The organism is Arcobacter sp. F155, from assembly GCF_004116455.1.
In the GTDB taxonomy this organism is placed as follows: Bacteria; Campylobacterota; Campylobacteria; order Campylobacterales; family Arcobacteraceae; genus Halarcobacter.
On record NZ_PDJU01000002.1, the window covers coordinates 254,568 to 272,319 of the forward strand.

General features: G+C 29.9%; 17 protein-coding genes and 4 tRNA genes. 5 read left to right on the forward strand and 16 right to left on the reverse strand.

Features of this window, described 5'->3' with window-relative positions:
• Positions 1–8 precede the first annotated feature (8 nt).
• From CRV03_RS03725 to CRV03_RS03785, 13 genes are all read right to left on the reverse strand, one after another.
• Positions 9–1,589, reverse strand: a complete 1,581-nt coding sequence (locus tag CRV03_RS03725; RefSeq protein WP_129083807.1) for a PAS domain-containing sensor histidine kinase — start codon at positions 1,587–1,589, stop codon at positions 9–11.
• A 65-nt stretch (positions 1,590–1,654) separates the two neighbouring features.
• Positions 1,655–1,731 (reverse strand) — tRNA-Gly (locus CRV03_RS03730).
• A 46-nt stretch (positions 1,732–1,777) separates the two neighbouring features.
• Positions 1,778–1,854: transfer RNA gene (locus CRV03_RS03735), tRNA-Gly, on the reverse strand.
• Positions 1,855–1,868: 14 nt separating this feature from the next.
• Positions 1,869–1,945 (reverse strand) — tRNA-Met (locus CRV03_RS03740).
• Between the two features lie 28 nt (positions 1,946–1,973).
• Positions 1,974–2,063: transfer RNA gene (locus CRV03_RS03745), tRNA-Ser, on the reverse strand.
• A gap of 57 nt (positions 2,064–2,120) precedes the next feature.
• The gene (pyrF, locus tag CRV03_RS03750) at positions 2,121–2,807 is read right to left on the reverse strand and encodes an orotidine-5'-phosphate decarboxylase (RefSeq protein ID WP_129083962.1); all 687 of its coding nucleotides are present in this window, start codon (positions 2,805–2,807) and stop codon (positions 2,121–2,123) included.
• Positions 2,808–2,816: 9 nt separating this feature from the next.
• The gene (gene nusB / locus CRV03_RS03755) at positions 2,817–3,215 is read right to left on the reverse strand and encodes a transcription antitermination factor NusB (protein WP_129007145.1); all 399 of its coding nucleotides are present in this window, start codon (positions 3,213–3,215) and stop codon (positions 2,817–2,819) included.
• A gap of 1 nt (position 3,216) precedes the next feature.
• Positions 3,217–3,687 carry a 6,7-dimethyl-8-ribityllumazine synthase gene (gene ribH / locus CRV03_RS03760; protein ID WP_129083808.1) on the reverse strand — a complete coding sequence of 157 codons (471 nt, stop codon included), beginning with the start codon at positions 3,685–3,687 and terminating at the stop codon, positions 3,217–3,219.
• Positions 3,688–3,738: 51 nt separating this feature from the next.
• Positions 3,739–4,539: a 3-deoxy-8-phosphooctulonate synthase gene (gene kdsA / locus CRV03_RS03765; RefSeq protein WP_129083809.1), complete on the reverse strand. Its 801-nt coding sequence runs from the start codon at positions 4,537–4,539 to the stop codon at positions 3,739–3,741.
• Position 4,540: 1 nt separating this feature from the next.
• Entirely contained in the window at positions 4,541–6,226 is a 1,686-nt protein-coding gene (locus CRV03_RS03770) for a TrkA family potassium uptake protein (RefSeq protein ID WP_129083810.1), read from the reverse strand.
• A 19-nt stretch (positions 6,227–6,245) separates the two neighbouring features.
• Positions 6,246–6,623, reverse strand: a complete 378-nt coding sequence (locus CRV03_RS03775; protein ID WP_129083811.1) for a DUF6394 family protein — start codon at positions 6,621–6,623, stop codon at positions 6,246–6,248.
• Positions 6,610–8,361, reverse strand: coding sequence for an FMN-binding glutamate synthase family protein (locus CRV03_RS03780; RefSeq protein ID WP_129083812.1), 1,752 nt, complete (start codon positions 8,359–8,361; stop codon positions 6,610–6,612). The genes CRV03_RS03775 and CRV03_RS03780 overlap by 14 nt, the downstream gene beginning before the upstream one ends.
• Position 8,362: 1 nt before the next feature.
• Positions 8,363–9,247, reverse strand: coding sequence for a DMT family transporter (locus CRV03_RS03785; RefSeq protein WP_129083813.1), 885 nt, complete (start codon positions 9,245–9,247; stop codon positions 8,363–8,365).
• Between the two features lie 90 nt (positions 9,248–9,337).
• Here CRV03_RS03785 and murA point away from each other — a divergent pair, with 90 nt between their 5' ends.
• From murA to CRV03_RS03800, 3 genes are read left to right on the forward strand one after another with little or no spacing between them, the layout of a single operon-like run.
• On the forward strand, positions 9,338–10,603 hold the full coding sequence (gene murA / locus CRV03_RS03790; RefSeq protein ID WP_129083814.1) for a UDP-N-acetylglucosamine 1-carboxyvinyltransferase: 1,266 nt from the start codon (positions 9,338–9,340) through the stop codon (positions 10,601–10,603).
• Positions 10,604–10,618: 15 nt separating this feature from the next.
• On the forward strand, positions 10,619–11,716 hold the full coding sequence (locus CRV03_RS03795) for a DUF5644 domain-containing protein (RefSeq protein WP_129083815.1): 1,098 nt from the start codon (positions 10,619–10,621) through the stop codon (positions 11,714–11,716).
• Positions 11,717–11,725: 9 nt separating this feature from the next.
• A complete protein-coding gene (locus tag CRV03_RS03800) occupies positions 11,726–12,346 on the forward strand; it encodes an HNH endonuclease (protein WP_129083816.1) in 621 nt (206 codons plus the stop codon).
• A gap of 4 nt (positions 12,347–12,350) precedes the next feature.
• Here CRV03_RS03800 and CRV03_RS03805 read toward each other — a convergent pair whose 3' ends face one another.
• The 3 genes from CRV03_RS03805 to CRV03_RS03815 form a co-directional block, all read right to left on the reverse strand.
• Positions 12,351–13,997, reverse strand: a complete 1,647-nt coding sequence (locus CRV03_RS03805; protein WP_129083817.1) for a BCCT family transporter — start codon at positions 13,995–13,997, stop codon at positions 12,351–12,353.
• A gap of 79 nt (positions 13,998–14,076) precedes the next feature.
• Positions 14,077–15,495: a type II secretion system protein GspD gene (locus CRV03_RS03810; protein WP_129083818.1), complete on the reverse strand. Its 1,419-nt coding sequence runs from the start codon at positions 15,493–15,495 to the stop codon at positions 14,077–14,079.
• A gap of 56 nt (positions 15,496–15,551) precedes the next feature.
• Positions 15,552–16,127, reverse strand: a complete 576-nt coding sequence (locus CRV03_RS03815; RefSeq protein WP_129083819.1) for a YigZ family protein — start codon at positions 16,125–16,127, stop codon at positions 15,552–15,554.
• An 85-nt stretch (positions 16,128–16,212) separates the two neighbouring features.
• On the opposite strand from CRV03_RS03815, the gene CRV03_RS03820 reads away from it, so the two are divergent.
• Complete coding sequence (locus CRV03_RS03820; protein WP_129083963.1) at positions 16,213–16,920, forward strand: TlyA family RNA methyltransferase; 708 nt, start codon at positions 16,213–16,215, stop codon at positions 16,918–16,920.
• Positions 16,889–17,725 (forward strand): bifunctional riboflavin kinase/FAD synthetase, encoded by an 837-nt coding sequence (locus CRV03_RS03825; protein WP_129083820.1) that lies wholly within the window; start codon positions 16,889–16,891, stop codon positions 17,723–17,725. Before CRV03_RS03820 ends, CRV03_RS03825 begins: the two co-directional genes overlap by 32 nt.
• Positions 17,726–17,752: the final 27 nt, after the last annotated feature.

The window sequence follows — 17,752 nt, forward strand, 5'->3', positions numbered from 1 at the left end:
TTTAAACCTTATCTATTTTGTACAAAAGGTAGTTTAATTTCAAAACAAGCACCTAAATATACTGAGCTATTATATTCAATATTCTCATTCTTTACGCTTATTTTTCCATTCATATGTTTTACAATATTTTTAGACATATACAGACCTATTCCTGTACCTTGAGAATTATGTTTTGTAGTAAAATATGGTTCAAAAATTCTGTCTAAAATAAACTTATCTATTCCACCTGCATTATCTTTGATTTTTATATATAAATAGTCTTCATCACAGCAAGTATCTATGATAATAAACTTCTTACCCTCTTTTTTGATTAATTCATCTTTTGCATTTGTAATGATATTTAATAAAACTTGTAGAAGTTCATTTTCATAAGTAAATAGTTCCATATCTTCAATACTTGTTATAAATTCAATATGTTTTTTTGTATATCTTGCTTTTGATAATTTGATTGATGTTTTAATAACACTTTTTAAATTAAATCTATTTTTTTGTTTATTTGGTTTGAAAAAGTTTCTAAAATCATCAATTGTTTTTGATAGATACTGAACTTGTTCATTTATATCATTTAATCCAGCATCTAAAAGGTCTTTATTTAATAAATCTTGCTCATTTTGTAAAATCATTCCCGTTGATAATACAGAAACAGCAGATAAAGGTTGTCTCCATTGGTGAGCGATGTTTTCTAACATCTCACCCATTGCAGCCATTTTGGATTGTCTTTTCATTATTGATTCATAATCAATCAAGTCTTTTTTAACTTTACTAATCTCTTTTTCTAGTGTTTTATTATAGTTTTTTAGTTTTAAGTTTAACTCTTCTCTTTTTCCATCAATTTCAAGTCTTTCTGAAATATCCCTTGAAATTGCAGTTACAAAAAATTTCCCTTGGTACTCTTTTAAATGAAGTGAAGTCTCAACAGGAATATTAACTCCAGCTTTCGAAGTATAAACACCAAAAGTTGTTAAAGTATTTTCCTCTTTTATCTTCTTTAAAACTTCAGGAATAGCTATATTATCAGCACTTTCCATTGGTTTTCTAATATTAGATATTTTTGTTTTCTTTAGTTCTGCTAGAGTATAACCTAATTGGTCACATGCAGTTTCATTTGCAAATTCTACAAGCTCGCTTTCATGGTCAACAACAAAAATCATATCCTTTGAAGAGTTTATTAAATCAAAGTATAAATTTATCTCTTCTGTTCTTCTTACTCTACTAGTAATATCTCTAGCATAAGAAAATAAATACTCTTTTCCATCTATCTTAGTAAACTTTGAAACTACTTCTACAGGGAAAACTCTTCCATTTTTTCTTTTATGATATGTTTCTAAAGTATTTGCTTGTCCATCAGGACCTTTTTCTTGAAACATCTTTACAGCATCTAAATACTTCTCTTTAGTATTTACATTTGCATCAATATCCCATACATGAAGCTTAGTAATCTCTTCTTCTGTGTAGCCTAGGCTTTCTAGTGCATTATTATTAGCAAATAAAACTTCACCTTCTTGGTTTAAAAGATATATTGCTTGATTTGATAGAGAGAATGAAGCTTCAAGTATAGAATTAAGGTTATTATTTACAAAATCATTCATTGATTGGTTCTTTATAGTTTTTCGTAATTTTATTGAAGTTTTGATTAATATGTAGTTAAAAAAAGTGGAGCGGGAGACGAGACTCGAACTCGCGACAATCTGCTTGGAAGGCAGAGGCTCTAGCCAACTGAGCTACTCCCGCAACGGGTGAAATTTTAGCAAAAATTTCTTAAAATAAAATTAAAAAGTGGAGCGGGAGACGAGACTCGAACTCGCGACAATCTGCTTGGAAGGCAGAGGCTCTAGCCAACTGAGCTACTCCCGCTCAAAATATTAAAGTGGTGGGTTCTCGGAGATTCGAACTCCGGACCACTCGGTTATGAGCCGAGTGCTCTGACCAACTGAGCTAAGAACCCAACCACACTAATAAAAATCCATAATTAGTGGCGGACAAGGAGAGATTCGAACTCTCGGTCCCCGTAAAGAGACGCACCCTTAGCAGGGGTGTGGTTTCAGCCACTCACCCACTTGTCCAACGAATTAGGAATGAGATTTTAATGAATATGTACTTAAAAACATCTTAATTTTAAACTAAATGTTCTTTAAAATATTATTAACAACCTCTTTTGGGTTTTCAGACTTATAAATTGGTCTTCCAACTACGATAAAATCTACTAAGTTCTCTTTTGAAAAAGGAATATCAGCAACTCTTTTTTGATCACCTGCAGCTTCACCAAAAGGTCTAATCCCAGGACATAAAGTAATAAACTCATCAGAAGTATTCTTTTTAATATCTAAACTTTCAAAGGCAGAACATACAACACCATCTACACCAGACTCATATGTATCAACTGCTAGTTTAGTTGCTTTTGTTTCAATATCTTCATTATATACAGCTTTAAACTCATCATTATCAAAAGAAGTAAGTGCTGTTACTGCTATAACAATAGGTTTATTTGGTATATCTTTAATTCTTTCCATTACTTCACTCATTGCTCTTTTACCAGCACTTGCATGTACATTAAACATATCTACAAGACCAAAAGAAGCAATCTCTTGTGCAGCATCAGCCATAGTGTTAGGAATATCATAAAGTTTTAAATCTAAAAAGATTTTAAAGTTTGGGTTTATAGCTTTTAAATCTTCTAAAAAAGCTTTTCCATCTCTAATATAACTTCTAAATCCAACTTTTAACCAAACATCATAATCTTTGATTTGTTCAACAAGTGCAAGATTCTCTTTTGCACTTGGTAAATCAAGAGAAATACATAATTTCATATCTCTCATTTATGATGCCTTGTTTACTTTATCTAATACTCCATTTATAAACTTAGGAGCACCATCAGAAGCTAATTTTTTAGATAACTCAATTGCTTCATTAATAACGATTGCTTTATCTAGACCTTTAAATTTAATTTCATAAATTGCAAGTCTTAATATTGATTTTTCAACACTTCCAATATCTTTGATTCCACCTTGCTTTAAGTGTGAAACAATCTCTTCACTGATATCTTCAATATTGTCAACTACACCATTAAATAAGTCTAGTGCAAAATCTTTTTGTTTGTTTCTAATTTTCTTATCTTCTAAAATCTCATCAATAAAAGTTACAATACCTTCATTTCCAAGATCATATGCATAAAGTAAACCTATTACTGATTCTCTCGCTTGTGTTCTAGTTGCCAAATTATTTCCCCATCTCTGAATAAAGGTCTAACATCTCAATGATTGTAGTCATAGCTTCTGCACCTTTGTTTCCAACTTTTGAACCAGCTCTTTCAATAGCTTGCTCAATTGTATCAGTTGTTAAAACACCATTTGATACAGGCTTACCATATTTTAAAGTAACTGTTGCAATACCTTTTGTAGCTTCAGCTGAAATGTAATCAAAGTGTGGAGTTGCTCCTCTAATTACTGCACCAACACAACAAACTGCGTCATACTTTCCAGTCTCTAAAGCTTTTTCTAAAGCAAATGGAATTTCAAAAGCACCAGGAACTAGAATTAAATCTAAGTTCTCTTCATTTCCACCATGTCTTACGAATGCATCTTTTGCACCTTCAACTAATCTATCTGTAATAATATGATTAAATCTTCCATTGATAATAGCAACTTTTTCGTTACCATTTAATCTCATTTTTCCTTCAATAATCTTCATAAAATTTCTCCAAATTTTTTCTAATATTTAGCCATTATATCTAAAAAAATATTAAAGGCTTTGAAGCGCTTCTTTAATAGCAAATATCTCATCAATTGTTTTATATAACTTATCAACTTGTAGCATGTTTGGACCATCACTTTTTGCAGACTTAGGGTCCGTATGTGTTTCAAAGAAGAAACCATCAACACCAACACTAGCTGCTGCTCTTGCCATATAAGGAACATACTCAGAGTTACCACCAGTTGTTCCACCAGTACTTGGTATTTGAACAGAGTGTGTAGCATCAAAAATCACAGGAGCATACTCTCTCATAAGAATTAAGTTTCTCATATCTACAACTAATGCACCATAACCAAAAGTGTTTCCTCTTTCACAAAGCCAAACACCTTTCTCTTGAGAGTTAATATAATTTACCTCATCAACACCTCTTGTTTGAAGTACTTTTTCTACAGGATGTTTCATAGCATCTGCTGCTAAAAACTGTCCTTTTTTGATATTAATTTTACAATTAGTTTTTGCTGCTTCCACAAGTAAATCTGTTTGTCTACATAAAAATGCAGGAATTTGTAATATATCTAAAACCTCACTTGCAGGTTTTGCTTGATATGACTCATGAATATCACTTACAAGCTTATATCCAAACTGCTCTTTTATCTCTTGAAATAGTTTTAATCCCTCTTCTAAACCTGGTCCTCTATATGAGTTTAAACTTGTTCTATTTGCTTTATCAAAAGAGGCTTTAAAATAAAAGTCTACTCTTTTGTCTTCACTTAATGGTTTTAGTTTTTCTGCAATTTTAAATACTGTATCTCTATCTTCTAAAACACATGGTCCTGTTAATACTGTCATGTTAATCCTTTTTAAAAATCGTACTTTTTTCTTTTCCTGTTAAGGCATAATGAAATTCATATATATTTTGACAAATATACTCTATATCACTTTGAGCATTTTCATCACATGCAAATAGTATTGCATCATTCTTTTGTATCTTCTCTTCTAAACTTGGTAATAAAATGTATTCCTCACCTCTTTGAAGTAAAAGTGGTATTATATTATTTTCTTTATCTCTATTATATAAAGACCTAGTAAATAGTTTTAAAGTTATCTCTTCTTTTTTATCTATTGCCTCGTAAATCATAAAGGCATTTTTCTTATCTATTGTTATCTCTTTTAATAAAGGGAATTCATCAATCTTAGAGCTTAAATCCCTAACTAAACTTGATGCCCACTTATCATCCTCTTTTGACATGAGTCTTATAAACTTATCAGAAAGTGGATTTATTAAAGCATTTGTAGTTTTATTGATTAAAATTCTTGATGGCATAAAAATATGGTCTATCTTTGCACTTTTAAAAATAGAGAAATCTTCCATCTCATTTTCTCTAGCAATTGTCATAATCTTTGGATTCAACTTTTTAGCAGTTGCTAAAACTGAAAGGTTAGTAGTATCATCATTTGTTGCAGAGATAATGGCAACAGCATCTTCTATTCCTACTTCTTGTAATAAGTCTTTATCATCTGCATTTCCATAAGTTATATGCATAAAATCATCACTTGTAAAACTTCGACCTTTACCTCTATCTATCTCTACAAATTGAGCTTCTATATTATAATACTTCAATCTTTTGTAGATATGTTGTCCCATTCTTCCATATCCACAAATTATATATTTACCCTTTGGAAAAAGAGGAAGACTTGCATTTAAATCCTCCATTCTATAAATCCATTTTTCAAGCTTTAAAAGGTTTGGAGCAGTTAAAGCCATAGATATTTCACTAGAGATTATAGAAAAAGGATTTGCAACAATCTCTACATCTAAATCTTTTAGATTATCAGAATGATTTTTTGTAGTAGATTTAACAACAAGCTTTACATATGGGTTTAAAAGTTTAGAAGTAAGAGCAATTCTTAAATTTAATGAGTCATCTTCAAATAAAGAGACTAAACCTTTACAATACTTACTTTTTATTCCTGCATATTCAATTGCCCATGCACTATGGGCATCCGCAACCAAAACAGGAACTGTAGGAGTAAAGTTTTCTAAGATAGCCTCATTTGCTTTTGTTTCATCTTTTTCAATAATTACAGCTCTAATACCTTGTTCAATAGCTCTATTTACAATCTCATTTGTAATTTGGTTATATCCTAAGATAATAATAAACTTTTCTTTTATTGATTCTACTTGTCTTTTAAACTTTGTTCTTTTTATTTCTCTAATAAATAGTTTATCTTGAAGTAAAGACACTAAAGTACCAACAGCATAAAACCAACCTAAAACTGTAATATATATTGAAGCACTTACCCATATTCTTTGAGCATAAGTAAACTCATAAGGAGTTTCACCAAAACCAATAGTTGTAGCAGTATAAGTCACAAAATAAAAAGCATCAAAGATAGTCATATGATAAGGGTTGCCATTATTATCAACCCCATCAATAATCAATAAACCAGTAATAGCAATTGTATATGTAATAATTAAAACCAAAAATGGTTTTCTCATTCTTTGTAAGACTATAAATAGTGAACTATTTTTCAAAACTGCTCTTTAGTTTTATTTATCTTTTTGACTTTAATGTATCGCCAATATAAAGTGCTACAGAAACAAGGTTTGCTAATAATGCTCCACCTGAAAGTGAAATAATAACACTTGTAACTTCTTGGTCAATTGTATATGCATATGCTGCTATTGCCCAAACTGTTGCTGCTGCAATAAGTTGAATATCTGCAACTAAAGATGTTGCTAATAATACAGAACCCATTTGAGTCTTATCCCCAAGCTTTAATGTTGTAGCAATTAAGTTTACAATAATTGCTGCCATAAGTTCATATTTACTATGAGATACTAACGAGTCCATATCCCCGTAAAAAAAACCAAAGTTTAATGTCATAGCTAAAATAATAAAAAAGCCTGAAATAACCTTATCTAGATTCATGATATTCATCCTCCATATCTTTACCAATATCTAATATTCTACCAAATACATCATCAATATTATCATGTACTTTTGAGTTTCTATCTAAGAACATGATTTTATGTTTATTTAGTTCATTAATATTTTTTAATCCCATAACAGCAAGTAAGCCTCTTACACTTTTTAGTAAGTTCTTATGATAATCCCTTACTTTTTTTGCTTGTTTATGTACAAAATATTTTTTTCTTTTCTCTTTATTTTGAGTTGCAAGTCCAACAGGACAATCATGCCCAGTAGTTCCAGAACAGTATCTAGCACGGATACAACCTGCACTCATCATAAATCCTCTAGCAATTTGTACAAAATCAGCACCTAAAGCCATGATTACAATGATATCATCAGGAGTTAGAAGTTTTCCACTAGCTACTAATTTTACTTGCTTTCTTACGCCATACTCTTCTAAAACTTTATTTACTAAATAAATAGAGTCTCTAATATTAAGACCTATTCTTTCCATCATCTCAATTGGAGCTGTGGCACTTCCTCCACTTCCCCCATCAATAGAGATATAATCAGGGTAAGCACTATTTCCTTCTTCTATTCTTTTTTTAATCTCTTTTGCATAAGGAACAATATTCTCATAATCAGAAATAACTATTTTAATACCAACTGGCTTATCTGATAACTCTTGCATTTGACCTATAAAATCAAATAGTTCTTCAATACTATTTGCATAAGGAAATCTATTTGGAGAGAATAAATCTTTATGTGCTTCTACATTTCTATAATAAGCAATTGCTGGGCTAACTTTTTCAGCAATAAGTTTTCCACCTGTTTGTTTTGCACCTTGAGCTATTTTTAGCTCAGTCATCTTACAAAACCTCATAACTTTTTGGTATCTTTCTGGGTCAAACTTACCATCTTTTGTTCTAACAGAATAAAGTCCTGAACTTACTTGTAAAATAATATCAGGCATATCTTCTGGAACTTCTTCAGGGAAAAACTCTAAAGGAGCATTCCAGTTTGGTCTATGGAAAACTTGTGTTCTTGCATCAAAAACATATGTTTCTGCTTCAGGATTGTCTTTAAATACTAATTTTCTATATGCATCTGCTGCTAAAGCACCATTAAATAGTTTTAAAACAGCGGTTTTAACTTTCTTCTGAAAAGCTGTACCATTTACTATTTCCATATACTTTTCATCATAGTTTTGATGTGTTACAAAAAAGTTTGATGTAAGTCCACCCTCACCTGAGTTTATAGGGAAATCTCCCATAAAAGAACCTCTAACAAAAGCTCTTGTTCCCTCAGGAGAAATAGAACCATCACTCATAGCTGATCTTGCAATAATCGATTTTGCAGTATATGGTTTTTTTCTATTAGTTCCAAATGTTACAGAGAAGTCTGTATCAACTTCATCTTCATTTAAAACAATCGTTGCATGTCTTAACATAAACTTTGGTTTAGGCAAAGGCTGAGAAGGAGAAAAAGAAGCATAATTAGGTAAGTCCCTAGAAGCTTTATATACCCAATCCAACTTATCTTTTGATTCATAAAACTTTTCATCACCAAAATATTGTCTAAAAGGCTCTCTAGCCTCTTCTAAAACATATCTTAATCTTCCAATAATTGGGTAGTTAACCAACAGTTGATGATCCCTTTGTACATATTTATCATGTACATACCAAGCTAAAATAATAACTAATATAACTAGAATTATGATTTCAATATATAGAAAAAATTCATTTAGTATATCCATACTAATCCTTTTTTGAAGAGACTAAAACGCCACTAAATACGATTAAAATTATACCTAATATTATCCAAATACCAGGGAAACTATCACCTAAAAGAAGTCCTATTAAAATACTAAAGGCGATGTTTGCATAAGATATTGTACCAATTATTCCAGCTTTTGCAACTGAATAGGCTTTTGTCATATAAACTTGTGCTAAAGTAGAAACTAATCCTAATAAAACAATATAAAGCCAATCATCAGTTTGAGGCATTACAAACTTACCAAAGATATAATCATACTTTTCATTTACATAAAATTCAGAAATTCCCATTAAAATAACTGGTCCTATTGTTCCAATTAACATAAATGATAAAACAATAGTTCTACTATCATAATATTTTCTAAGTTCTCTAATTGAAGTATATGCTAAAGCAGCACCAACTCCTGATAAAATTCCTAACCAATCTGTTTTGTCTAAACTACTTCCATCAAAACCTGTAATAAATAAAATTCCAATAAAACCTATAAATACACCAAGCCATCCTCTAAAAGCTAATCTTTCCTTCACAAAAATAAATGCAAAGATAGCTGTAAATATTGTAGATGTTTTTGAAAAAGTCATAGCTTCACCAAGTGGAATATTTGCAATATTATAAAAGAAAAATAGTAAAGCAGAAAAACCAACAGCACCTCTAAAAAATAAAAGAAAAGGTTTTCCACCCTTTTGATCCAGAGGTTTTTTATATATAGAAATAAGTATTAAAATTACTCCAAATACATTTCTAAAAAATACAACTTCTATTGAAGTCATTGAATCACTTAACTCTTTTGCAAATGCGCCCATACAAGCGAACATAAAAGAAGCGAAAAGCATATACTTAATTCCCAAAGAGACATTATTTGTCATTTAGTATCCTCTATTAAAAAGCGAATTTTATTAACTTTTAGATAAAATATCAACATTTACATAAATATCGAAGACTTTATTAGGAAACAAATGGAATATTTAAAAATTATCGGTCAAAATCCTCTTCAAGGTGAAGTAAATATCTCAGGTGCAAAAAATGCAGCTTTACCTCTAATCGCATCAACAATCTTAGCTAAAAATGAAGTAAATATATGCAATATGCCAGATGTTGTTGATATTAATACACTTTTAAAACTTATTGATAAACTTGGTGGAAGTTTTGTAAAAACAGATGAATGTATCAAAATTGATACTTCAAAACTACATAACACAACTGCAACTTATGATATCGTTAAAACAATGAGAGCTTCAATCTTAGTTTTAGGTCCTATCTTAGCTAGATTTGGTCATTGTGAAGTTTCACTTCCAGGTGGTTGTGCTATTGGTCAAAGACCTGTTGATTTACACTTAAAAGCATTAGAAGCTATGGGTGCAAATATTGAAATCAAACACGGATATATTGAAGCAACTGCTCCAAAAGGACTTAAAGGAGCTAAAATTGTATTTGATAAAGTAACTGTTGGTGGAACAGAAAATACAGTTATGGCAGCAGCTTTAGCAGATGGTATTACTACAATTATTAATGCAGCAAAAGAGCCAGAAGTTGTTCAACTTTGTGAAGTTATTGCAAATGCTGGTGTTAAGATTGAAGGAATTGGAACTTCAAAACTTGTAATTCATGGTACAAATAAAGAGTTACTAGAGTTTAAAGACTTTGATGTTATCCCAGATAGAATTGAAGCAGGAACATATATGTGTGCTGCTGCTATTTCTAACACTAAATTAAAAATTAACAAAGTAATTCCGTTACATCTTGAAGCTGTTATTTCAAAACTAGAAGAGATGAATTTTGAAATTATTCAAGATGAAACTTCTGTTACAGTTATGCCAACAGATGAAATCAAACCTGTAAATATTGTAACTACAGAATATCCAGGTTTCCCTACTGATATGCAAGCACAATTCATGGCACTTGCAACTCAAGCAAATGGAACAAGTACTATTGATGAAAGACTATTTGAAAATAGATTTATGCACGTTAGTGAACTTCTAAGACTTGGTGCAGATATTCATCTAAATGGAAATATTGCAACAATCAATGGACAAGCTGGACAATTAAATGGTACAGATGTTATGGCTACTGATTTAAGAGCTTCATCGGCATTAGTATTATGTGCATTAGTTGCTAAGGGAGAAACTTCAATTCATAGAATCTATCACCTTGATAGAGGATATGAAGATTTAGAAGGGAAACTTAGTAAAATAGGTGCTACAGTTAGTAGACACAAAGAGTAGTCACAAGGTTTAAAAATGACACTAGAATTAGCAATATTTAGATTTGATGCCAAATCTGATTATTTACCCTATTACAAAAAGCATTTTATAAAAATAAAAGAGCAAAAAACTTTACTAGATATCTTTAATGAAATAAATGAAGATGAGCCTTTTGATTATGAAGCTTGCGAAAACTTTGGTCTTGTAGTAAATAAAAAATACACAACACTTGAAGTTAGTATACAAAAACTTGTTGAAACTTTTGGAAAAGATTTAACAATTGAGCCTTTATCAATTAGAAGAGCTAACAAAGACTTTATCATTGACGAAAGTGACTTCACTGAAAAGCTTGATATTCTTAAAGAGTTTATAAATGAAGAAGAAAGAACAGAGTATTTAAATAATAAATTATACTTTTATGCTTCAAATACTCTAAACTTTCAATATGATTATATTGGTGATGCAATCATTTTACTTGCTCACAAACTTATTGAAAAAAATCCAAACAACAAACAAAAGATTCTTGAAGCACTTGAAAATCAAGATTACTCAGTTGAGTACCATACAAGCTTAGAAAATAGCTTACTAGAGTTTGATGAAACAATTGAAGAAAAAATCAATCAAATAAAAAATGAGTTAGGACTTATAAAAAATATTGAAGAACAAAACTTTTGTTTAGACAAATCTTCAAGTGTAAAGTTTCATAATTATGATTTCAACTCTGTTATAAAACATGATTTCCACGACTTTAACCTTGCTTACTATTATGGTAAAAATAAAGACACTGAAGTTGAAAAATTTTTAGAAAAACTAAATGCAAAAGTGATAAAACTTGAAAATGAAAGTATAGATTTAAACCTTGAAACTTTCCATATCAATCAAAATCTTACTATAAAACTTGCTGCAACTATAATGCTTGAAGCTTTTGATGCAGGAGCTGATTTACTAATTGTTGATAGCGTTGAAGTATTTAAACTATTTGATACAAATAGAGCAAGTCTAAGTAAAGCTGTTGGAAGAGAAGTAATTATTCCAGTACTTCATAAAAGTGAGCTTTTCAATTTAAGTTTTAATGAACATGAAAAAATTAAAAAAGATTTAACAAAACATGAAATTGATCCAGAGATAATATAAAGAGTAAAAATGGTTTTAGATTTAAAATATATACTTATTGGCTTTTTAATTATTGGTTCAATAGTTCCTTTATACTTTTATAGAGAAGCTATTTATAGAAGACTATATAAAAAAGGAAGTACTAAAGCCTTTATGAAAGATTGTGAAATTTATTTAGTTTCAAATCATCCAAAAATTCCTTTTGATTTTAATATTGAAGAAAAATATCAAGATGAAAAAGATATTAGAGTAAAAGAGACGTTAATTGTTGAAGACTTTGTAAACCAATACCTAGAGTATGAATATGAACTAACAACGCAAACTTCACTTCCAAAAGAGAGTCTTTGGGGAGGATATGAAGCTAACTCTAGACTTGTAAAAGACAATAAAAGACCAACTGATTGGGCAAGAAGAAAAGAAGCTGCTTGGAATAGAGATAATGGTAAATGCAATAGATGCGGAACAAAAACAAAACTTGTTGATTCACAAGCTCTTTTAGCAAAACAGATGAAAGATGGTGGAGGTTTCAATCTAGAAAATATTGTTATTCTTTGTTCTGATTGTACAAAAGTAATTAAATCAGAAAACAAACAAAGAACAGCAAAAGATTTAAATCTTACATATAAACTTATGAGAAAAGTAGAAGGTTAAACCTCTACTTATACTCAGGCTCTTCTAACTTTTTTATATCAGGGTTTAATTCATCAATTAAAGTTCCCTCTTCCCCTACATCTTTATCTAAGATCCATGGTTCTCTAACAGCAATTTGTTCATTTCCTGATCTTGCAGGAGTATCTTCTAAACTTAGACTTTTTAATAGTCCAGCTATCATAACAATCATAACAACTGAAAATGGAAGTGCTGCTGTAATTACTGCTGCTTGAAGAGTTTGTAAACCACCTGCAACAATTAAAACTCCTGTTAATAAAGTCATAATAACTCCCCATAAAGCCCTGTGACCTGAAGGAGGAGAAATTGAACCAGAAGCTAAAATTGTAGTAATTACTAGTGTTCCAGCATTGGCAGAAGTAATTAAATATGTGGCAATAAGTACAATCATAAGTATTGACATAATTTCAGACATAAAGCCTACTTCCATATTTTCAAGCATAATAAATAGCGCGGATGAAACATCACTATTTACAGCCCCTACTACATCCTTACCAGTAAATAATTGTTCATATAAAGCCGTACCACCAAAAAGACCAATCCAAATAATAGTAATAAGTGTTGGAGTTAATAAAACACCTGCAACAAACTCACCAAAGGTTCTACCCCTTGAAATTCTTGCAATAAACATTCCAACAAAAGGAGACCAAGCAATCCACCATCCCCAGAAGAATACAGTCCAAACAGTTTGCCAGTCACTATCTCTTGTAACATTTGTATGGAAAGTTAATCTAATAATATTTTGAACATAATGTCCAGTTGCTTCAATTGTTACACCTATTAAATACTGAGTTGGTCCATAAACAAGTAAAAAAGCTAATACAAAAATACTTAGCCAAAAGTTTCCTTCTGATAAAAGTTTTACTCCTTTACTTACCCCTGAAACAACAGAAATAGTTGCTATAAGCATAATTACTGCCATTACAATCAATTGAAAAGATATAGAACTTTTTACACCAAGGACATGACTAAGTCCAGCATTCATTTGTTCAACACCAAGCCCAAGAGTTGTCGCAATACCAAAAATAGTACCAAACACTGCAAGAATATCTACAACATCACCTAATACTCCATCAACTCTTCTTCCTAAAATAGGATATAAAGCAGAACGAATAGTTAAAGGATAGTTGTGCCTATAAGCAAAATATGCCATAGTTATTGCAATAAAAGAAAAAATTGCCCAACCATTTAATCCCCAGTGAAAATAGCTTAGAGATAAACCAACTATCGCTGCTTCAGGGTCCATATTTGAGTTAGTAAAAGGATTGTTTTGAAATTGCATAATAGGCTGAGCTACAGACCAGAATAAAATACCAACACCAGTACCAGCAGCAAATAACATAGATACCCAAGAAAAGAAAGTAAACTCAGGTTGCTCTGCATCAGAACCAAGTCTTACATTTCTATATCTTCCCATTCCAAGCCAAATCATAAAGAAAAGCAAAAAGGCAACTAATAAAACATAATACCACTCTAAAAAAGGATTTAGAAATTCTCTAATATTCTGTAAAAAATTTTCACTTTTATTGGGAAAATATCCAGTAAAAAATACAGAAATAAGTATCAATAATATAGATATTATTGACATTTTTCTATTCATTCCTTTGAATATACCTACGTTAGCAACTTTCATATCGTAGTACCTTTTTTGTCATTAATTACGTTATTTTTTAACAAGGTTAACAAATAAAGCTTAACTTGCAGTTAATATTCTATGAACCTAAAAATATTTTGAGCCTTTTTTCATGGGATACGGAAGTCTCTTCTTTAGAAACAGAACTATCTTTTTTCTTTTTTAAGTCAAGAAGTAACTCTTCTAAAAGCTTATCTTCCAAGGCTTTTATTTTTGCTAACTCATTTGTCACATATGTTAAGTCTTTATTTTTTGGAACAATATAAGGAGTGATAATTATGATTAAATTTTTTCTTCTACTATTTTTATGTCTATTCTTAAAAAGCTCTCCAATAAGTGGAATATCACTAGCATAAGGAACACTTTCTATTGTTTTTTCACTCTTTTCTTCAATAAGTCCACCTAAAACTATGCTTTCTCCATTGTTTACAAAAGCAGTTGTTTTAATTTGTTTTTTTGAAGTATCAGGGTTGTTGTTTGTATTATTGTTTTTTATTCCTTCTAAAATAGCTTCAATATCCAATAAGACTTTGTTTGAATCAACTCTAGGTTTTACTTTTAAAGTTAATCCAATATCTTCTCTTTCGAAAACATTTTTAGTTGTACCTCCATCAGTTGTGGTACTTCCTGTTTGAATAGATACTGTTTCACCAACATAAATTGAGCTTGCTTTGTTATTTAGACAAAGTAAAGTTGGTTCTGAAACAATATCAAGGGCATAAGTTTTATTTAGTAAATTCAAAGAAGCACCAAGGGCAAGAGAAGAAGTAAGATTTGGAATCTCTAAGCCAATAGATGAAGTATTAAAAGTAAGAGCTGTGCCATTATTTAAATTTGAACTAAAAGTATAAAGTCCTGAACTATAAGATTTAGCACCTAATATTCCAAATTTAAAGCCAATATCATTTAACAAAAAATCATCAAGCTCTACGATTTTTGCCTTTACATATATTTGCTTTTTTCTTTTATCTAAACTTTTTATAACTGCTAACATAGAGTTTACATCATCTATTTTTCCATCTAAGATAATAGAGTTTGAGCTTTCTTCATAAATCACTGCTGTTTTATTAGAGTTTTTATCTTTTCTTTCTTCTAACATTTTAGATAGTATTTTTTGAATATGCTTTGCATCTAGATTTATTAACTTAACTACTTCTATTTTTCTTTTTTCTACTTTTAGTTTTTTTTCTTCAACTGCTTTTAGTTTAGTTTCTTTTATCTTTACAACTTTTAGAAGACCTTTTTCTTCTTCAAGGGTATAGCCATTCTCTTTAAGTGAGAGTTTTAAAATATCCAATAACTCTTTTTTAGATATAGGTTCATTTGATACAAAGTTTACTTTAGCATCTATATTTTGTGAGACTAAAATATTTTTACCTAAAGTTTTTGAGGTGATTTTAATAAGCTGTAAAAGCTCAAGATTGTTGAAGTTTACATCTATTTTATCTTTTGAAAATAAAAAGGTTGTGAATACAAGAGTAAGAAGTAAAGTTTTCATAAAAGCTCCAAAATAATAAATTAAATTATTATAATGAAACTTTATTTATAACTATTTTAATTATTTAGTTTCAAGTCAATTGGAAGTTGAATCTCAAGTTCATCTTTTTGTTCTTTAGTTAAAAGAAGAGTTAAAGTTACATCACTTACAAACTCTTTGTTTGCAACTTCTATTTCTAATTCATTTAAAATATACTCTATCTTAGAAAGTCTTGAATAATCAAGGGTCAAAGAAAACTTCTCTTTGTCTTCATATTTTATTAGCTTGCTTTCATTTATAACTAAATTAACAGCATCACTATAAGCTCTAACTAAACCACCAGTTCCAAGTTTTATTCCACCAAAATATCTTATTATAATCACAGCAGAATTAATAAGTTCATTTCCAGCTAATACATTTAATGCTGGTTTTCCACTTGTTCCACGGGGTTCACCATCATCACTAGAGTTTTCAACTACTTGATTGAACTCATTTAAATGTCTATAGGCATATACAAAATGTCTTGCTTTGGGATGTTCTTGTCTTAATTTTTTCATAAGTGAATCAAATTCACCAAAAGGAGCTAAGTGGGCAATAAACTTTGATTTTTTCTCTTCATAAGTATAAGAGCTTTCTTCTTTTACAAAATACATTTTCCTATTTTACTCAAAATGACTAATAAAGGCATAAATAATCAAATAAGAAGTATTTTTTTATTATAATTCCTCAATGAAAGAGATGAGACTAGATTTATATCTTACGAACTATTTTGATATTCAAAGTAGAAATAAAGCTGCAGAACTTATAAAAGCAAAAAAAGTAAAAGTAGATGGAAAAATTATTTCAAAACCATCTTTTATAACTTCTCAAGAACACAATGTAGAACTTTTAGAAGATGAGTTTTATGTAAGTCGTGCTGCTTATAAACTAAAGTATTTTGTAGAAGAGTTTAATATAAACCTTGAAAACAAAGAGGCTTTAGATATTGGAAGTAGTACAGGAGGCTTTACTCAAATACTTTTAGAAAAAGGTGTTAAAAGCGTCGTTTGCGTTGATGTTGGTTCAAACCAACTACATGAAAGAATAAGAGACGATAAAAGAATTACCTTTTATGAAAACCAAGATATTAGAACTTTTGAAAGTGAAAAAAAGTTTGAAGTAGTAACTTGTGATGTTTCATTTATTTCTATTTTAAATATTATCAAGCATATAGATTTACAAGCAAAAAATGAAATTATAATTTTGTTTAAACCTCAATTTGAAGTTGGAACAAATGTAAAAAGAGATAAAAAAGGTGTTGTAAAAGACAACAAAGCTATCACTAAATCAAGGGATAAGTTTTTAGATGAATGTAAACTATTAGGTTGGAATCTAAAAGCTTGTGCAAAAAGTAAACTTGAAGGAAAAGATGGAAATGAAGAAGAGCTCTTCTATTTTGATAAATAAAAAAAGCATAACAGCAATTGCAATTGGTGGTTTTGATGGTATGCACTATGCCCACCAAAAACTATTTGAAAACCTAGGAGAGAATGGTGCAGTTCTTTCAATAGAATCAGGTTTTGCAAACTTAACACCTAAAAGTTATAGACAAGAGTATTCTATTTATCCTATTTATTATTATGAGCTTGAAAATATAAAACATCTAAATGGAATTGAGTTTTTAAATCTAATAAAAGAAGAGTTTCCAAACCTAGAAAAGATAGTTGTAGGTTTTGATTTTTGTTTTGGAAAAAATAGACAAAACTGTATTCCTCAACTAAGAGAACTTTTCCATGGAGAAGTAGTAGTAATTGATGAAATCAAAATCGATGAAGTAGGTGTTCACTCAAGAATTATAAGAGAATACCTAAAAGATGGAAATATCAAATTTGCAAACAAACTTTTAGCAAAAAACTATAAAATCTTTGGTGACCAAGTTAAAGGTCAAGGATTAGGTAGCAAAAGCTTTGTTCCAACAATAAATTTAAAAGTATCTGATTTTCTACTTCCAAATGAAGGTGTTTATGCAACACGTACAATTATTGCTGAAGAGAAATTTAATTCAGTGACATTTTTAGGTCATAGAGTTACGACAGATGGTAGCTTTGCAGTTGAAACTCACATCTTAGATAAAACTATTAAAAATAACTATAGAACTGTACAAGTTGAGTTCATTGATAAAATTAGAGACAATAAAAAATTTGACTCTTTTGAAGAATTAAAAAAACAGATTGATGAAGATATAAACCAAGCTAGAGATATTTTAGCTTAACAAAATCTTCAAACTTAGATAGAATAT